The 14,855-nt window shown below is 71.8% G+C and carries 10 protein-coding genes; 6 read left to right on the top strand and 4 right to left on the bottom strand.

Translation table 11 applies throughout. The features are described from left to right. Positions 1-78 precede the first annotated feature (78 nt). A complete protein-coding gene (locus LMI96_RS00960) occupies positions 79-945 on the top strand; it encodes a PHP domain-containing protein (RefSeq protein ID WP_223720742.1) in 867 nt (288 codons plus the stop codon). Positions 946-962: 17 nt separating this feature from the next. Here the strand turns inward: LMI96_RS00960 and LMI96_RS00965 are convergent, their stop codons facing one another. Then, positions 963-2,429: a DEAD/DEAH box helicase gene (locus tag LMI96_RS00965; RefSeq protein ID WP_223720743.1), complete on the bottom strand. Its 1,467-nt coding sequence runs from the start codon at positions 2,427-2,429 to the stop codon at positions 963-965. 133 nt (positions 2,430-2,562) lie between these two features. Between LMI96_RS00965 and LMI96_RS00970 the strand changes: the two genes are divergently transcribed. Further along, the gene (locus LMI96_RS00970) at positions 2,563-3,279 is read left to right on the top strand and encodes a ferritin-like fold-containing protein (protein ID WP_223720744.1); all 717 of its coding nucleotides are present in this window, start codon (positions 2,563-2,565) and stop codon (positions 3,277-3,279) included. A 30-nt stretch (positions 3,280-3,309) separates the two neighbouring features. Here the strand turns inward: LMI96_RS00970 and LMI96_RS00975 are convergent, their stop codons facing one another. Then, complete coding sequence (locus tag LMI96_RS00975; protein WP_223720745.1) at positions 3,310-3,600, bottom strand: hypothetical protein; 291 nt, start codon at positions 3,598-3,600, stop codon at positions 3,310-3,312. Between the two features lie 4 nt (positions 3,601-3,604). After that, positions 3,605-3,829 carry a DUF3107 domain-containing protein gene (locus LMI96_RS00980; RefSeq protein WP_223720746.1) on the bottom strand — a complete coding sequence of 75 codons (225 nt, stop codon included), beginning with the start codon at positions 3,827-3,829 and terminating at the stop codon, positions 3,605-3,607. Positions 3,830-3,975: 146 nt separating this feature from the next. On the opposite strand from LMI96_RS00980, the gene LMI96_RS00985 reads away from it, so the two are divergent. Then, positions 3,976-7,092 carry an ATP-dependent DNA helicase gene (locus LMI96_RS00985; RefSeq protein ID WP_228360155.1) on the top strand — a complete coding sequence of 1,039 codons (3,117 nt, stop codon included), beginning with the start codon at positions 3,976-3,978 and terminating at the stop codon, positions 7,090-7,092. After that, on the top strand, positions 7,089-10,388 hold the full coding sequence (locus LMI96_RS00990; RefSeq protein ID WP_223720748.1) for an ATP-dependent DNA helicase: 3,300 nt from the start codon (positions 7,089-7,091) through the stop codon (positions 10,386-10,388). Before LMI96_RS00985 ends, LMI96_RS00990 begins: the two co-directional genes overlap by 4 nt. A gap of 42 nt (positions 10,389-10,430) precedes the next feature. On the opposite strand, the gene LMI96_RS00995 is transcribed toward LMI96_RS00990, so the two are convergent. Then, on the bottom strand, positions 10,431-11,741 hold the full coding sequence (locus tag LMI96_RS00995; protein ID WP_223720749.1) for a phosphotransferase: 1,311 nt from the start codon (positions 11,739-11,741) through the stop codon (positions 10,431-10,433). A gap of 62 nt (positions 11,742-11,803) precedes the next feature. Between LMI96_RS00995 and nudC the strand changes: the two genes are divergently transcribed. Then, positions 11,804-12,712, top strand: coding sequence for an NAD(+) diphosphatase (gene nudC, locus LMI96_RS01000; RefSeq protein WP_223720750.1), 909 nt, complete (start codon positions 11,804-11,806; stop codon positions 12,710-12,712). Further along, positions 12,709-14,469 (top strand): ATP-dependent helicase, encoded by a 1,761-nt coding sequence (locus LMI96_RS01005; protein ID WP_223720751.1) that lies wholly within the window; start codon positions 12,709-12,711, stop codon positions 14,467-14,469. Before nudC ends, LMI96_RS01005 begins: the two co-directional genes overlap by 4 nt. Positions 14,470-14,855 lie beyond the last annotated feature (386 nt).

A 14,855-nucleotide genomic window follows, 5' to 3' on the forward strand; every position in this document is an offset into this window, starting at 1 on the left:
TGCGAGCCTATGCAGTCGACCTGGGCATCGCCCGACCGAGGCGGTCGTGCCCGAGGATCGTCGCGGTACGCTCGACGGATGGCGAACGGGCAGATCCATGGGCCGGCCGACCTGCACCTGCATTCGTCGCGGTCGGACGGCACGGAGCCTCCGGAGATCGTGATGCGTTCGGCGCGCGCGTTCGGACTGCGCACCGTCGCCCTCACCGACCACGACACGACGGCGGGCTGGGCCGATGCCGCTCCCGCCGCGGTGTCACTCGGGATGACCCTGATCCCGGGCATGGAGTTGAGTTCCCAGCACGCGTGGCGCAGCGTGCACCTGCTCGCGTACCTCTTCGACCCGGACGATCCGGCCCTCGCCGCCGAGACGGCCCGCATCCGGAACGACCGCCGCGGTCGCGCGGAGCGGATCGTGGCGAGCCTGTCGCGCGATTACGACCTGACGTGGGCGGATGTCGTCGCACAAACCGTCGGTGATGCGACCGTCGGGCGGCCCCACATCGCCGATGCGCTCGTCGCGCGCGGAATCGTCGCCGATCGGAGTGCGGCCTTCGACGGCGTGCTGCATCCTCGCGAGGGATACTACGAACCGCACTACGCGCCCGATCCGGCGACCGCCGTCCGCCTGGTCGTCGCGGCCGGGGGAGTGCCGATCATCGCGCACCCGACGCCGGCGGGCCGGGACCGGATGATGCCGCTGCCGTACATCGAAGAGTTGATCGGTCTCGGCCTCGCCGGCTTCGAGATCGACCACCGTGAGAACACCGAGGCCGGAAAACGCGTGCTCCGGGACCTGGCGCGGCGGCACGACCTCATCGTGACCGGATCCAGCGACTATCACGGCGCCGGAAAGCCCAATCGCCCGGGTGAGAACACCACGAGCGATGAGATGGTCGCTCGGATCGTCGAGCGCGGAACCGGAAGCGCCCCCGTCATCGCGTGATGACGGGGCGCTTCGGATCAGGATGCGGCCGGTGCGCCGCCCTCGGGACGGGAGCCACCGCGACGACGACGGCGCCGGCGCGGTGCGGCGTTGCCGTCGTGGTGCTCGGAGCCTCCGCCGTCGTGCGTGCCGCGGCCCTCGGTCTCCGTCGTGCTCGTGGCCGTGCTGCTGCCGGCCGCGGACGGCTCACCGGCGGCCGAGCCGTCCGAGCGGCGACGGCGACGGCGACGCGAGGCATCGGATCCGGCCGCGGCGCCCTCGAGCGTCGGCACGGATGCCGTCGCCGGAACGACGGGGAGCTTCCGCAGCCGCCCCTTGGTGCCGACGGGGATGTCGAGATCTTCGAACAGGTGCGGGCTGGACGAGTAGGTCTCGACCGGCTCCGGCTGGCCGAAGTCCAGCGCGCGGTTGATGAGCGCCCACTTGTGCATGTCGTCCCAGTCGACGAACGTGATGGCGATACCCGTCTTGCCCGCACGGCCGGTGCGGCCGGCGCGGTGCAGGTAGGTCTTCTCGTCGTCGGGGATCGTGTGGTTGATCACGTGGGTCACGTCGTCGACGTCGATACCGCGAGCGGCGACATCCGTGGCGATCAGGATGTCTTTCTTGCCGGCCTTGAATGCCGCCATCGAGCGCTCGCGCGCTTCCTGGCTCATGTCGCCGTGCACGGCGCCGGCGTTGAAGCCGCGGTCGTTCAGCTCGTCGACGAGCTTCTGCGCCGCGCGCTTCGTGCGGGTGAAGACGACGGTCTTGCCCCGGCCCTCGGACTGCAGGATGCGGGCGATGACCTCGTCCTTGTCGAGCGAGTGCGCGCGGTAGACGAGATGGCGGATGTTCGCCTGCATGAGCCCCTCGTCGGGGTCCGTGGCGCGGATGTGGATCGGGTTCGACATGAACCGCCGCGCCAGGGCCACGATCGGGCCGGGCATGGTCGCCGAGAAGAGCTGGGTGTGGCGCACCGGGGCGACCTTCTGGAAGATCTTCTCGATGTCGGAGAGGAAGCCGAGGTCGAGCATCTTGTCGGCCTCATCGAGCACGACCTCGGTCGCGTTCGACAGGTCGAGGAGTCGCTGGTTGTTCAGGTCGATCAGGCGACCGGGGGTGCCGACGACGATCTGCGCGCCGGCCTTGAGCTGGTCGATCTGGCCCTCGTAGGCCTTGCCGCCGTAGATGGCGACGACGCTCGTGGAGCGGTTGGACGTCAGCATGTCCATGTCTTCGTACACCTGCACCGCGAGTTCGCGGGTCGGGACGACGATGAGGGCCTTGACGCCCGGTTCCGGGTTGGGTCCGAGGCGCTGCACGACCGGGATGCCGAAGCCGAAGGTCTTGCCGGTGCCCGTCTTGGCCTGGCCGATGATGTCCTGGCCCGGCATGGAGAGGGGGATGGTCTGTTCCTGGATGGGGAAGGAATCCACGATCCCGCGCGCGGCGAGGGTGTCGATGATGTCCTGGTCCACGCCGAGTTCGGCGAAGGTCGTCACTATATGAACCTGTCTGGTCGATGGCGGTTCGTGACCGCCGGCGGAATGTCCACGCCCTTCTCGTCCCAGGCGCGGTGGCCTCGGTCCGACGCCGAGGCGGATCCCACGATACCCGAGCCGTAGGCTGTAACGCGTGTGGGAATGGTTCCGGCGTCGGCGTGCCCCTGTCGATCGCGCGCTCCGGCTGCGTTCGCGTGGCGAGCTCGACGGTGCGACGCGGGTCGATTTCGCCGAGCTCGCGCCCGACATCGACATTTTCCTGGGCCAGGCCGCGTACCTGCAGCTCGGCTTCTTCGAGACGCTCAGCGAGTTGATCGCCTCGACCCCCGAGCTCGCGCAGAAAGAGGCACTCTCGCGCGCGGCAGGAGCCGCTCTTCGCAAGCACGAAGAGCTGGTCGCCCTCATCCGAGAACGGGGAGACGATCCGACCGCGCTGATGCTGCCGTTCCGCGAGCCGCTCGACGCATTCCGCGCGGCGACCCACGGCATCCGTCCGCAGGAGACGCTGATCTCCGTGCATCTCACGGCGGGCATGCTCGACGACTTCTACCTGGCGCTCTCCGGCGGCTACGGCGAGACCGGCCGCCGGGTGGCACGCACGCTCGGCGGCAAGGACGACCGGCAGGCGATCGTCGAGATCATCACCGAGACCATCGCCGGAGACCCGGAATGGTCATCGCTCCTGGCGATGTGGGGTCGGCGCCTCGTGGGCGACACCCTGCTCATCGCGCGCGCCGCCCTCCGGAGCACCGCGGACGGCGTCCCGTTGGATGACCGCGTGGAGCCGGTCTTCACCCAGCTCATGGCCGCGCACGCGCGGCGCATGGAGGCCATGAACCTCTCGTCCTGAGCGGGCGGCAGCGCCAAGCGCGCGGCTCGGTCAGGCGATTCCGAGGCGCGCGGCCTCGCGGGCGTCGTGCGAGCGTCGGATGCGGGTCAGCGCGACCACTCCCACGACCACCACGACCGCGGGGACGAGCAGCGCCGCAGCCCACAGGACGACGTCATCCGTCGTGAGTCCGGCCCACGTGAGTGCGAGCCAGACGGCGCCGCCGACGAGGGCGCCCACGATAGGCGCGAGCGCCGCGCCGCGGAGCTCTCGCCCCGGGAGGATCGCATGCGCGATCACCCCGAGCGCTGCTCCGAAGACGAACGCGAGCAGGATGTCCATCTGCTCAGGCGAAGAAGCCGACCCGGCGGGTCTCTTCGGTGCCGAGTTCGATGTAGGCCAGGGCGGCGGAGGGCACCAGGTAGGAGTTGCCCTTCACGTCGGTGAAGCTGACGAACGGTGCCTTCTCGTTGAGTGCTTCGGCGATGGACTTCTTCACGTCCTCGGCGGGCTGGGCGGTCTCGAAGTTGAGCTCGCGGCCGGTGTTCGCGATGCCGATGCGGATCTCCACGGATGCGCTCCTCGTGTCGGGGTTCTGGGGGCGTTTTCGAGCCTACGGCACCTCACCGGACGCGGTCCGTCCCCGGGGGGCCTCGGCGGCACGCTGTGGGCGAACGCGTGTCGGCGGTCCGGGTTAGCGTTGCAGGGATGGATGCGGTGAGCGATTCCGTGGCGGCGCCGGAGGCGACCGACCCGGTCTGGGACGACGATCAGGCCGCTGTGCTCGCGCGGCCGGCGTCCGCATCCGGTCTCGTCGTCGGCGCGCCCGGCAGCGGTAAGACGACGGTCATCGTCGAGCGCGCGGCGGCGCTCGTTCGGGCAGGCATCGACCCGGACGCCGTGCTCGTGCTGACGCCGACCCGGCAGACCGCGACCGCCCTGCGAGACCGTCTGTCGATCGCGATGGGGAGCGCGAGGTCGGGGGCCCCGGCGCGGTCCGTGGTGTCGTTGGCGTTCGAGATCGTGCGCGCCCACGAGATCCAGCGCGGCCGCCCCGCGCCGCGACTTCTCACCGGTGCCGACGACGATCAGATCATCCACGATCTCCTCCGCGGTCACGAAGCCGACGACGCAGAGGGTGCGCCCTCGTTCTGGCCCGACGGCTTCGGTGCCTCCGTGCGCTCGTCTCGTGCGTTCCGGAGCGAAGTCCGCGCGTTTCTGGCGGAGTGCGTCGCCCTGCAGCTTTCTCCCGCCCATCTGAGCGAACTCGCCCGGCGGCACGGCGTGCCGGTGTGGGCGGCGCTCGCGGAGTTCATGGTCGAGTATGACGACGTCCGCGCCGACCTCCGGACGGCGTACCGCGATGCGGCCGGACTCACCGACGAAGCGGTGGCGCTGGTGCGCACACTGGACCACGCCGATCCGGCCTTCGCGGCCGTCCGCCGTCTCGGCGCCGTGCTGGTCGACGACGCGCAGGAACTCACCCGGGGCGGGGTGGCTCTCCTCGAGGCGCTGCACGAGCGCGGCGTCGGGGTGATGGCGTTCGGCGACCCCGACCTCGGCTCCGGGGTGTTCCGCGGCGCCCGACCCGAGCACTTCGCCGCGCTGGCGGGTTCGCTCGGCGAGACGATCGTGCTCCGTGCGGTGCATCGGGGCACGGCCTTCAACGCCGACGTCGTCCGCGCGGTCACGCAGCGGATCGGCGCCGCCGGAATCGTGGCGCATCGTTCTGCGCCGCGCGGCGCAGCCGATGACGGCTCCGTGCGAGTACTCACCGCGCGCTCGGTGACCGAGGAGCACGACGCGATCGCCCGCGTGCTGCGGGAGCGGCATCTGCACGACGCCGTCGCCTGGGAGCGGTGCGCGGTGATCGCGCACGATTCGCGGCAGGTGGCGACCCTGGAGGCAGAGCTGTCGGCGCGCGAGGTGCCCGCCCGCGCGCCCGGACTCGCCGAGCCGCTCGGGCGCCGGGGGAGCGTGCGAAGTCTCGTGAGCGTCGTGTGCGCGGCTGCTGACGACGATGAATCGGATCCGGTCGAGACGCTGCTGTCGGCGGGGTTCGATCCCGTCGACCTGCGACGGCTGCGGAGCGCCCTGCGGCAGTCCGAGATCGCGGCCGGAGGTGCTCGCCCGGCGCGGGAGCTGTTCGCCGCCGCGCTCCGGGAGCCCGCGGAGCTCGTGCTGCTCGGCACGCGCGAGGCGCTGCGCGCGGCGCGCGTGGCGGAAACCCTGGGAATGCTGCGCGCAGAACTAGCGAGCGGCGCCAGCGCGCATCAGCTGCTGTGGACGGCGTGGTCGCGGAGCGGCCACGAGCGCTCCTGGGCGCAGACCGCGCGCGGCAACGGCCCGCTGGCCGAGCAGGCCGGCCGCGACCTCGACGCGATCGTCGCGCTGTTCCAGGCGGCGAAACGGTTCGGCGAGCGCGCGGAGGACGGCGGCGTGGCGAGCCCGATGGTGTTCCTGCGCGGCGTGCTCGACAGCGACGTGGCAGACGACCTGTTCTCCGCCCCGGGCGGTCGTCGACGGGTGCAGATCCTCACGCCCACCGCCGCGCTCGGCCTCGAGTTCGACACCGTCGTGATCGCGGGGGTGCAGGACGGCGTCTGGCCGAACACGCGCCTGCGCGGCACGCTCTTGCAGGCGTGGCGTCTGGCGGAGGCCATGCGTCCCGACGCTCCCGTTTCGTCGGCGCTCGACCGCCGCCGCGAGGTCCTCCACGACGAGTTGCGGCTGTTCGCCCGCGCGCTCTCGCGGGCGAACAACCGGGTCATCGTCACCGCGGTCGCCGATGACGCCCACGCGCCGAGCCCGTTTCTCGAGGTGCTTCCGGATGCGGCCCCGGCGCCCGTCGTGCATCCCCTGTCGCTCCGGGGGCTGACCGCCGCGCACCGTCGCACGCTCGTCACGGCGAGCAGCACCCCGGGCCAGCGCGCGCATGCCGCCGCGCAGCTCGCCCTGCTGGCGGACGCCCGGGTTCCGGGTGCCGCGCCGACGACCTGGTACGGCGTGGCTCCGCCGACATCGACCGCGCCGCTCCACGACCCGCGGGCCGAGAGCGTGCGCGTGTCGCCATCGCGCGTGGAGGCGTTGGAGCAGTGCCAACTCGACTGGGTGATCGGTGACCTCGGGGGAGACCCGGGCACGATGACCGCGGGGCTCGGCACGCTTCTGCACCATGCGCTCGAAACCGCCGAGCCGGATGCCGATTCGCTCTGGGCGGCCGTTGCCGCGCGGTGGAGCGAGCTCGAGTTCGATGCTCCGTGGCGCGAGCGCGCTGAGCGCGCCCGCGCGCAGGACCTCGTGCGGCGGTTGTCGCGCTATCTCCGCGAGTTCGAGGCGCAGGGCGGTCGGCTGCTGGGCGCGGAATCGCTATTCGAGGTCGAACTGCCGTTCCCGGACGATGACCAGGCCCTTCCCCTCGTGCTGTCGGGGACGATCGACCGCGTGGAGGCGACGGCGGATGACCGCGTGGTGATCGTCGATCTGAAGACCGGAAAGAGTGTGCCGCACACCGACGCCAAGGTGGCCGAGCATCCGCAGCTGGCCGCGTACCAGGTCGCCGTCGCCGCGGGCGCGGTACCCGACGCGGGCGAGCGGCAGACGGCGGGGGCGAAGCTGCTCGTTCTGCAGCCGGGAACGAAGCACGATTACACGACGCCCACGCAACCCCCGCTCGACGAGCAGGGGAGAGCAGCATTCCTCGCGCGCCTCGACGACGCGGCCCGGGTGATGTCCGGGCGCACGTTCCGGGCCCCCTACGAAGATCATTGCCGCGATGATTTCGGCCACGGGCTGTGCCGCATCCACACGGTCCCCCCGGTGAGTGCGCCGTGACCGCCGCCTCCGCCGACGAGCCGCGCATCGGTGCGGCCGCCATCGCCGCCGCTCTCGGGCAGTTTCCGCCGACGGCCGAGCAGACCGCCGTGATCGAGTCCCCGGCTCGCCCCGCGCTCGTGATCGCGGGCGCCGGCAGCGGCAAGACCGAGACGATGGCAGGGCGTGTCGTGTGGCTCGTCGCCAACGGGATCGTCCGCCGCGATCAGGTGCTCGGCTTGACGTTCACGCGCAAGGCCTCCGGAGAACTCGCCGAACGAGTGCAGCGACGCCTCATCCGGCTGGCGGAGTTCGAACGGCGGGGGCTCCTCGCGCAGCTCCCTGCCCTGCACGCCGACGGCGCGCTCGAGGTGTTCGGGCGCATCGAGCGGGAGGGCGGCGGCGAATCGGCGCGCCGGGATGCGCTCGATGCGCTGGGTGCGCCCGGTGAGGCTCCGGACGCCGCGCCGGCCGATGACCTGCTGGATCGCCCGACGGTGTCGACCTATAACAGCTTCGCCGATTCGATCGTCCGCGAACATGCCGTGCGCATCGGCCGGGACGCGGAGGCGGTCGTGCTCTCCGAATCCGCCGCGTGGCTGCTCATGCGCCGTGTCGTGCTGGCCTCCGACGACCCGGCGCTCGACGCGTTCGACGGGTCCGTCCGCACCCTGGTCGACCAGGCGCTGCGGGTCGCGCGAGACAGCGTCGACAATCTCGTCGACCTGGACGTGCTGGAGCGATTCCCCGAGCGGTTCCGAGACGTACTCGAGCGGCCCTCGGATTCGGCGCGCACCACGGTCTACGCGGATGTTCGAACGGATGCGGCAGCCGTCGATCGGCTGGCGCTTTTCGCGCGCCTCGCCCGCGAGTACGCCGAGCGCAAGCGCCGCCTCGGGGTCATCGACTTCGCCGATCAGGTTTCGGGGGCGTACGAGATCGCGAACGCCGATCCCGCGGTCGCCGCGGAGCTGCGCGACCGCTTCCGTGTGGTGCTGCTCGACGAGTACCAAGACACGTCGGTCGTGCAGACGCTCCTGCTCGCGCAGCTCTTCGGCGGCACGGCCGTGATGGCGGTCGGCGATCCGCACCAGGCGATCTACGGATGGCGGGGCGCGTCCGCCGGCAACCTCGACGGCTTCCCGAGCGCCTTCGCCCCGGACGGCGAGTGCGAACGGTTCCGTCTTCTGACGAGCTGGCGCAACAGCCCCGTCGTGCTGACCGCGGCGACCGCCGTTCTCGCGCCGCTCGCGACCCGGGCAGCCGTGCCAGTCGGGGAGCTTCGCGCCCGCCCGGGCGCCGCGTCCGGGGACGTGCAGATCGTGGCCGAGACCGACCTCGACGCCGAGACCGACGCGGTCGCCCGGTGGTTCGCTCGCGTTCGTGCCGAGCGCGCCGCCGCGGGGGAGCAGACGACCGGGGCGATCCTCTTCCGCGCGAAGAAGCACATGCCGCGGTTCGCGGAGGCCCTCGCTCGACACGGCATCCCCTATCGGATGCTCGGTCTCGGCGGGTTGCTGACCACCCCCGAGATCGTCGACATCGTGAGCGCCCTGCGCGTGGTGAGCGACCCGTCTGCCGGCTCGGCGCTCATCCGGTTGCTCTCCGGTCCCCGGTGGTCGATCGGCGTGGCGGATCTTGCCGCGCTCGGCGATCTGTCGCGGCGCCTGGCGCGTCTGGATGCCTCCGGAGCCCCGATGGAGGCCGACGTTCTCGCGCGCCTGCGGGCCGCGGGCGTCGACGATCGCGGGTCGCTGATCGACGCCCTGGAGTTCTTCTCCCGTCACCGTGCCGATCACGGCTGGCTCGCCGGGTTCACCCCCGATGCCCGAGAACGCCTCCGCGAAGCCGCCGGCGTGTTCTCCGGTCTCCGCCATGCCTCCGGCACCCTGCCGATCCCCGAGCTCATCCGTGCGATCGAGATCGAGCTGCGCCTCGACATCGAACTCGCCGCGAACGAGGCGCGCGGACCCGCCCGCACGGCGTCGGCGCAGGTCCGGGCGTTCGTCGACGAGGTCGGGGCGTTCCTCTCCGCAGATGAGCACGGCAGCATCACGAGCCTGCTGGCGTGGCTCGACTACGCCGAGCGCAGCGACGATCTGGCCCCGCGCACCGACCCGCCCGAAGAAGACGTCGTGCAGCTGCTGACGATCCACGGGTCGAAGGGACTCGAGTGGGATGCGGTCGCGGTGGTGAGACTCGTCGAGGGCGAGCTGCCGACGTCGCCGCGGGAGACCCGCGGCTGGCTCGGCGCGGGGGTGCTGCCCTACGAGTTCCGCGGAGATGCGGCTTGGCTGCCCGACTATCGCTGGCAGGCGAGAGACGCACCGACGCAGCAAGCGCTCAAGCGCGGCCGCGACGAGTTCATCGAGGCGCATCGCGCGCGCACGCTCGACGAAGACCGCCGGCTGGCGTACGTGGCGGTGACGCGCGCACGAGACCACCTGCTGCTCAGCGGTTCGTTCTGGGCGGGCACGCGTCGACCGCGTGACCTCAGTCGGTTCCTCCTCGAGATCGGAGATGCGCTCGGGATGGCACCGCCCGCGCTCGAGCCGGGCGATGACCCGTACGCCGATCTGGTGCGCACGCTGGACTGGCCGATCGACCCGCTCGGCGCGCGGCGAACGGCGGTGACGGCCGCGGCCGCGGCGGTCGAGGGGGCACAGGCGATGGAGCGCGCGCACCCCGACGACGAGCTCGCGCTGCTGCTCGCCGAACGTGACGAGCGACTCCGGCCGGTCGTGGGAGAGGCGCCGGTGCGGATCCCGGCGTCGGCGTACAAGGATTTCGTCTCCGACTACGCGGCGGCTGTCGCCGCCTTCGAGCGGCCGCTCCCGGAGCGTCCGTACGTCGAGACGACGCTCGGCACCCGCTTCCACGCGTGGGTCGAGCAGCGTGCCGGTGTGAGCGCGATGGCATCGCTCGACGACGCGCTCTTCCCGTCGTCCGACGATGACAGCGGTCCGGATGCGGAGTTCGATCGCCTCGTCGCCGCGTTCGAGGCATCCGAGTGGGGGGCGTTGAAACCCATCGAGGTCGAGACCGAGATCGATTTCCGGCACGTGGGGCTCGACGGCCGCGCGCATGTCGTGGTGTGCAAACTCGACGCGGTGTACCGGCGCGCGGACCGCGGCGGGCGCATCGAGATCGTGGACTGGAAGACCGGTCGCGCGCCCCGCGGTGACGCGGAGGTACGCGAGCGGATGGTGCAGCTGGAGCTGTACCGGCGCGCATACCACGAGCGTCACGGCGTACCGCTCGACGAGATCGACGTGGCGCTCTTCTATGTTGCGGAGGACCGCATCATCCGCGGATGATGCACCGCACGGTCGCGCCGGTGTGGCCAGGCGGCGTCCGCCTCAGGACTGGCTCCACCGGCGGAGCGCCGCGCGGGACGCGCGGGCGGCCTCGGCGTGGTCGTCCGACTCGTCGAGGGTCGCGGGCTCGGCGGCTGCTGTCGACGGTGCCTCGGTCGCCGGCGACGTTTCGGCAGCGGCCTTCTCGCGCGGGGCGAGGTCGGGCGTGACGGTCCATTCCGAGAGATCGACCGGCAGCGTGGGGATCGACTCCGCGTCGTCGTCGCCACGGTCGGTGCGCGCGGCGTCGTCGAGGTAGGCGCCGAGCTCGGCGGGATCGTACGCATCCGTGTGCATCGACGTGTCGATCCCGGTGTCGGCCGCCGCCGGCACCCGATCGAGCAACGCGATCGCGTCGTCGACATCCGGACCATCCGGACGCACCAGGTCGGTGTCGGCGGTGGCGTCGGCGAGCGAAGCGAGGAGCCGCTCGGCGTCCTGCATGATCGTCTCGTCCTGCTCGTCGTGGCCGTGGACGAGCCACTTCGCGAACTCGAGTTCGGCAAGCAGTCGTGCCCGCGCCATCAGGTGAGCGTCCGCCGAGCGGTGGGATGCGGCCACGTAGGCCTCGTGCACGTCCTCCGCCGCGAGCGGTGCATTCGCGACCCAGCGGAGGTCGACCGCGGGATCGCCGATCGAGAGCCCCGACCAGTCCAGAAGTCCGACCACCGTGGGAATCGCGTCCTCGCCCTGGTCGGCGAAGACGAACGAGCCCGCCTCGACTCCGCCGAGCACGACGGTCGACTCGAAGCGCCACAGGCTGTCGTCTTCGACGGCGTGACGCCAGCGGTCGCGGAGGGTCTGCGGCACCCGCCCGGTGGCGGATGCGCGCTCGAGAAGGCGCGCGGTCTCGGCCTGCACCTGGTCGGAGGAACGAACCGGAAAGCCCTCCGCGCGGATGACCGTGACGGGAAGATCGTGCACCGCGGCGATCGCGGTGCCGAGGAGCGTCGCGAAACCCGGCCCCGCGGGCACGTCGGCCGCGTCCACGCGGTAACCGTCGAGGAAGTCCGCGACGACCGCGCGCCCGCCACCCGCGACACCCACTTCGCCCAGGAGCTGCGGTGCGCGGAAGGGCAGCAGACTTCGCACCCCGGCCGACAGGGCGCCCAGCACCCGTGCCTCCGCGACGAGCGCGCGGCCGGGTTCGTCGTCGCCGCCGACGCGCACGACGACGCGGCTGCCGTCGTCGAGGTCGGCGACCGCGGAGGCGATCCGCCCGTCGCTCGAGCCGAGGCCACGAGCGCTCACGACGTTGGCTCCCGGCAGAGCCGCCGTCACCGACGCGGCTAGAGTGAGAGGAGAGCGTGGCATGCCTTCAGGGTAGGTCGAACGCCCGGGCGGATCCGGGAGCCACGCCCGTCGAGGAGGTAACGGTGACCGCATCCGGAACCACCCCACCGGCATTCGCCGGCGCCGGTATCGACCGGGCAGCCGAGGAACGCGTTCGTCCGCAGATCCTCGCCGAACTCCGCGCGAACCCGTCGACGCTCGTGCTCGTGGTGCACGGAGACCGCGTTCCCCTGGCCGCGCCCGCGCGTCTGGCGTTCGTCCGGCCGGAGGACGTCCCGGGCGAACCCGAGTGGGCGTTGCTCGGTCGACGCGACGGCGCGGGCGTGCTGGCCGCGGTGTTCGGAGCCGACGCGCCCGAGCCCGCGCTGGACGTGTCCGACTGGGCGGCGGTGCGAGTCGTCGGGGGCGAGCTCGACACGACAGATGCGGCGTTCGCGATCGAGGCACTGAGTCTCGGGCGATGGTTGCTCGACGCTCCCTTCTGCCCCGCGTGCGGCACGCGGACGCATCTCGAACAGGCGGGCTGGGTGCGTCGCTGCCCGCATTGCGGGCGTCAGCACTTCCCGCGGACGGACCCCGCGGTGATCGTCGCGGTGACCAGCGCGATCGACCCCGACCGGCTTCTCCTCGGATCGAACGCGGCTTGGCCGGCCGGACGCTACTCGTGCTTCGCCGGGTTCGTGGAGGCAGGGGAGTCGCTGGAGGCCGCGGTCGCTCGAGAACTCGTGGAGGAAGCGGGCATCGACGTCGTGGACGTGCGCTACCGCGGCTCGCAGGCGTGGCCGTACCCGCGCTCGCTCATGCTCGGATTTCACGCCGCGGCACACGACGACGACGTGGCCCGTGCCGACGGCGAGGAGATCCTCGAGATCCGTTGGTTCACCCGCGCCGAGATCCTCGAGGCGTTCGCGGGACGCGGCGAGTTCACCCTGCCCGGGACGGCCTCGATCGCGTACCGGCTGATCCTCGACTGGGCGGAGTCCGCGGCGTGAGCGAGACCACTCTCGCCGGCCTCGACGACCACCAGCGCGAGGCCGTGCTCGCCGTCCGCGGACCGGTGTGCGTGCTCGCCGGCGCGGGTACCGGAAAGACCCGAGTCATCACGCGCCGGATCGCCTACGGCGTGGAAAGCGGCACGTACTCGCCGGGCCGCGTGATGGCGGTGACCTTCACCGCGAAGGCGGCCGGCGAGATGCGCGGGCGTCTGCGCGCCCTCGGCATCGAAGGGGTCGCCGCGCGCACGTTCCACGCCGCGGCTCTCGCCCAGTTGAACTTCTTCTGGCCGGTCGTCGCCGGATCGTCGGCTCCCGCGATCGTCGACAACAAGGTGCGGCTGCTCGCGCAGGCGGCGGAGGTCATCGGGCTCCATCCCGACACCGCCACGCTCCGCGACGTGGCCTCCGGAATCGAATGGCGCAAGGTCACGATGCGCAGCATCGACCAGTACGTCTCCGATCGGGGGACCGGCGTCGGGTCGCTCGATCTCGGCGCCATCCGGGACCTCCACCGCTCGTACGAGAAGGTCAAGGACGAGCGGCATCAGCTCGACTTCGAAGACGTCCTGCTCGCCTGCGCCGGCATGATCGAGGCGGAACCCCGCGTCTCGCAGGCGGTGCGTGAGCAGTACCGGCACTTCACGGTCGACGAGTTCCAGGACGTGTCGCCCCTGCAGAACCGTCTCCTGGAACTATGGCTCGGCGATCGCCGCGACCTCTGCGTCGTGGGGGATGCGAGCCAGACCATCTACTCCTTCGCCGGCGCGGACGCCTCCCATCTACTCGGGTTCGCCCGCCAGTACCCGGATGCCCGCACGTTCCGCCTCGAGCGCAACTACCGCAGCGATGAGCCGGTGCTCCGCACGGCGAACGCGCTGATGCGCGGACGACCCGGTGCGCTGCATCTGGACACCGACCGCGGGCTCGACGCGCCGGCGCCCGTGCTGGTGCGTTACGACGACGACGCACACGAGGCCGCGGGCGTGGCGCGCCGCATCCGCGCCCAGCTCGATTCCGGGGTCGATGCGCGTCAGATCGCCATCCTCTACCGTGCGCACGCGCAGTCCGCGGAGCTGCTGACGGCGCTCGCCGATCAGGGCGTGCCCACCACGGTGCTCGGCGGTCGACGGTTCTTCGACCAGCCCGAGGTGCGGCAGGCCGTGATGGCGCTCCGCGCGGCGTCGGTCGCACCTCTGGAGAGCGGCTTCCGCGACAGCGTCCGCGATGTGCTGCGCTCGCTCGGGCTCACGAACGAACCACCGCCCGCGGGCGGGGCGTTGCGCGACGCGTGGGAGGCGCGATCCGCGATCCTGCGGCTCGCCGATGACGAGGGCCCCGACGCGACGCTGCGCTCTTTCACCGACAAACTGATGGCTCGCGCGAAGGATCAGCACGAACCGTCGCTCGCCACGGTGACCCTCGCGACGTTGCACGCGGCGAAGGGGCTGGAGTGGGACCACGTGCACCTGGTCGGCCTCGCGGAGGGCTTGCTGCCGATCTCCTACGCGCAGGGGTTCGAGCAGATCGATGAAGAACGCCGGCTGGCGTACGTGGGGATCACGCGGGCCGCGCGTACGCTGTCGCTCTCGTGGGCGGAAGCGTCCGCACGGGGGATGCGGCAACGGTCGCGGTTCCTTCAAGAGATCGGCAACCGCATTCTGGATGAACAGACTGCGCGGCCCACGTCCGGCGGAGGGTCCGCGCGTCGATCGTCACCGCGTGCGAGCGGCTACGGGGCCCGCCCCGCCCGCTGAGCACGCGCGCGGCGAAGCCCAGCGCTTCGGCGAGGAAGCCGGGCGCGACGGGAGCGGCGGGTCTGCCCAGCAGCTGAGCGGCGACGCTCGGCCACGCCGGGTCGGCGGCCCGTCGGTGCGCGACCGAGCAGCCTAGGCAGGGACCGGACCCGGCCTGCAGGAGCGGCCCGATCGTGGCGCGATCGCCCGTGAAGACGACGGGCAGGTGCGGCGCCCCGCTGCGGGCGACCGACAGGGCGCGCTGCGGGTGCACGAGATGTGCGGCGACGAACACGGTCGTCACATCGGATGCGGGTTCTCGCGCGAGCTCGAAATCGGCGGCCAGGATCTGCGCGGCATCGGCTCCGACCGGATGCGGGAAGGTCTCGGCGACGTCGAGGTAGATT

It is taken from the genome of Microbacterium sp. cx-59 (assembly GCF_020805625.1).
Classification (GTDB): Bacteria; Actinomycetota; Actinomycetes; order Actinomycetales; family Microbacteriaceae; genus Microbacterium.

Excerpts from the sequence above, each read along its gene's own strand:
- LMI96_RS00960 (WP_223720742.1), top strand. The coding sequence starts at position 79 with ATGGCGAACGGGCAGATCCATGGGCCGGCCGACCTGCACCTGCATTCG.
- LMI96_RS00975 (WP_223720745.1), bottom strand. The coding sequence starts at position 3,600 with ATGGACATCCTGCTCGCGTTCGTCTTCGGAGCAGCGCTCGGGGTGATC.
- LMI96_RS00995 (WP_223720749.1), bottom strand. The coding sequence starts at position 11,741 with ATGCCACGCTCTCCTCTCACTCTAGCCGCGTCGGTGACGGCGGCTCTG.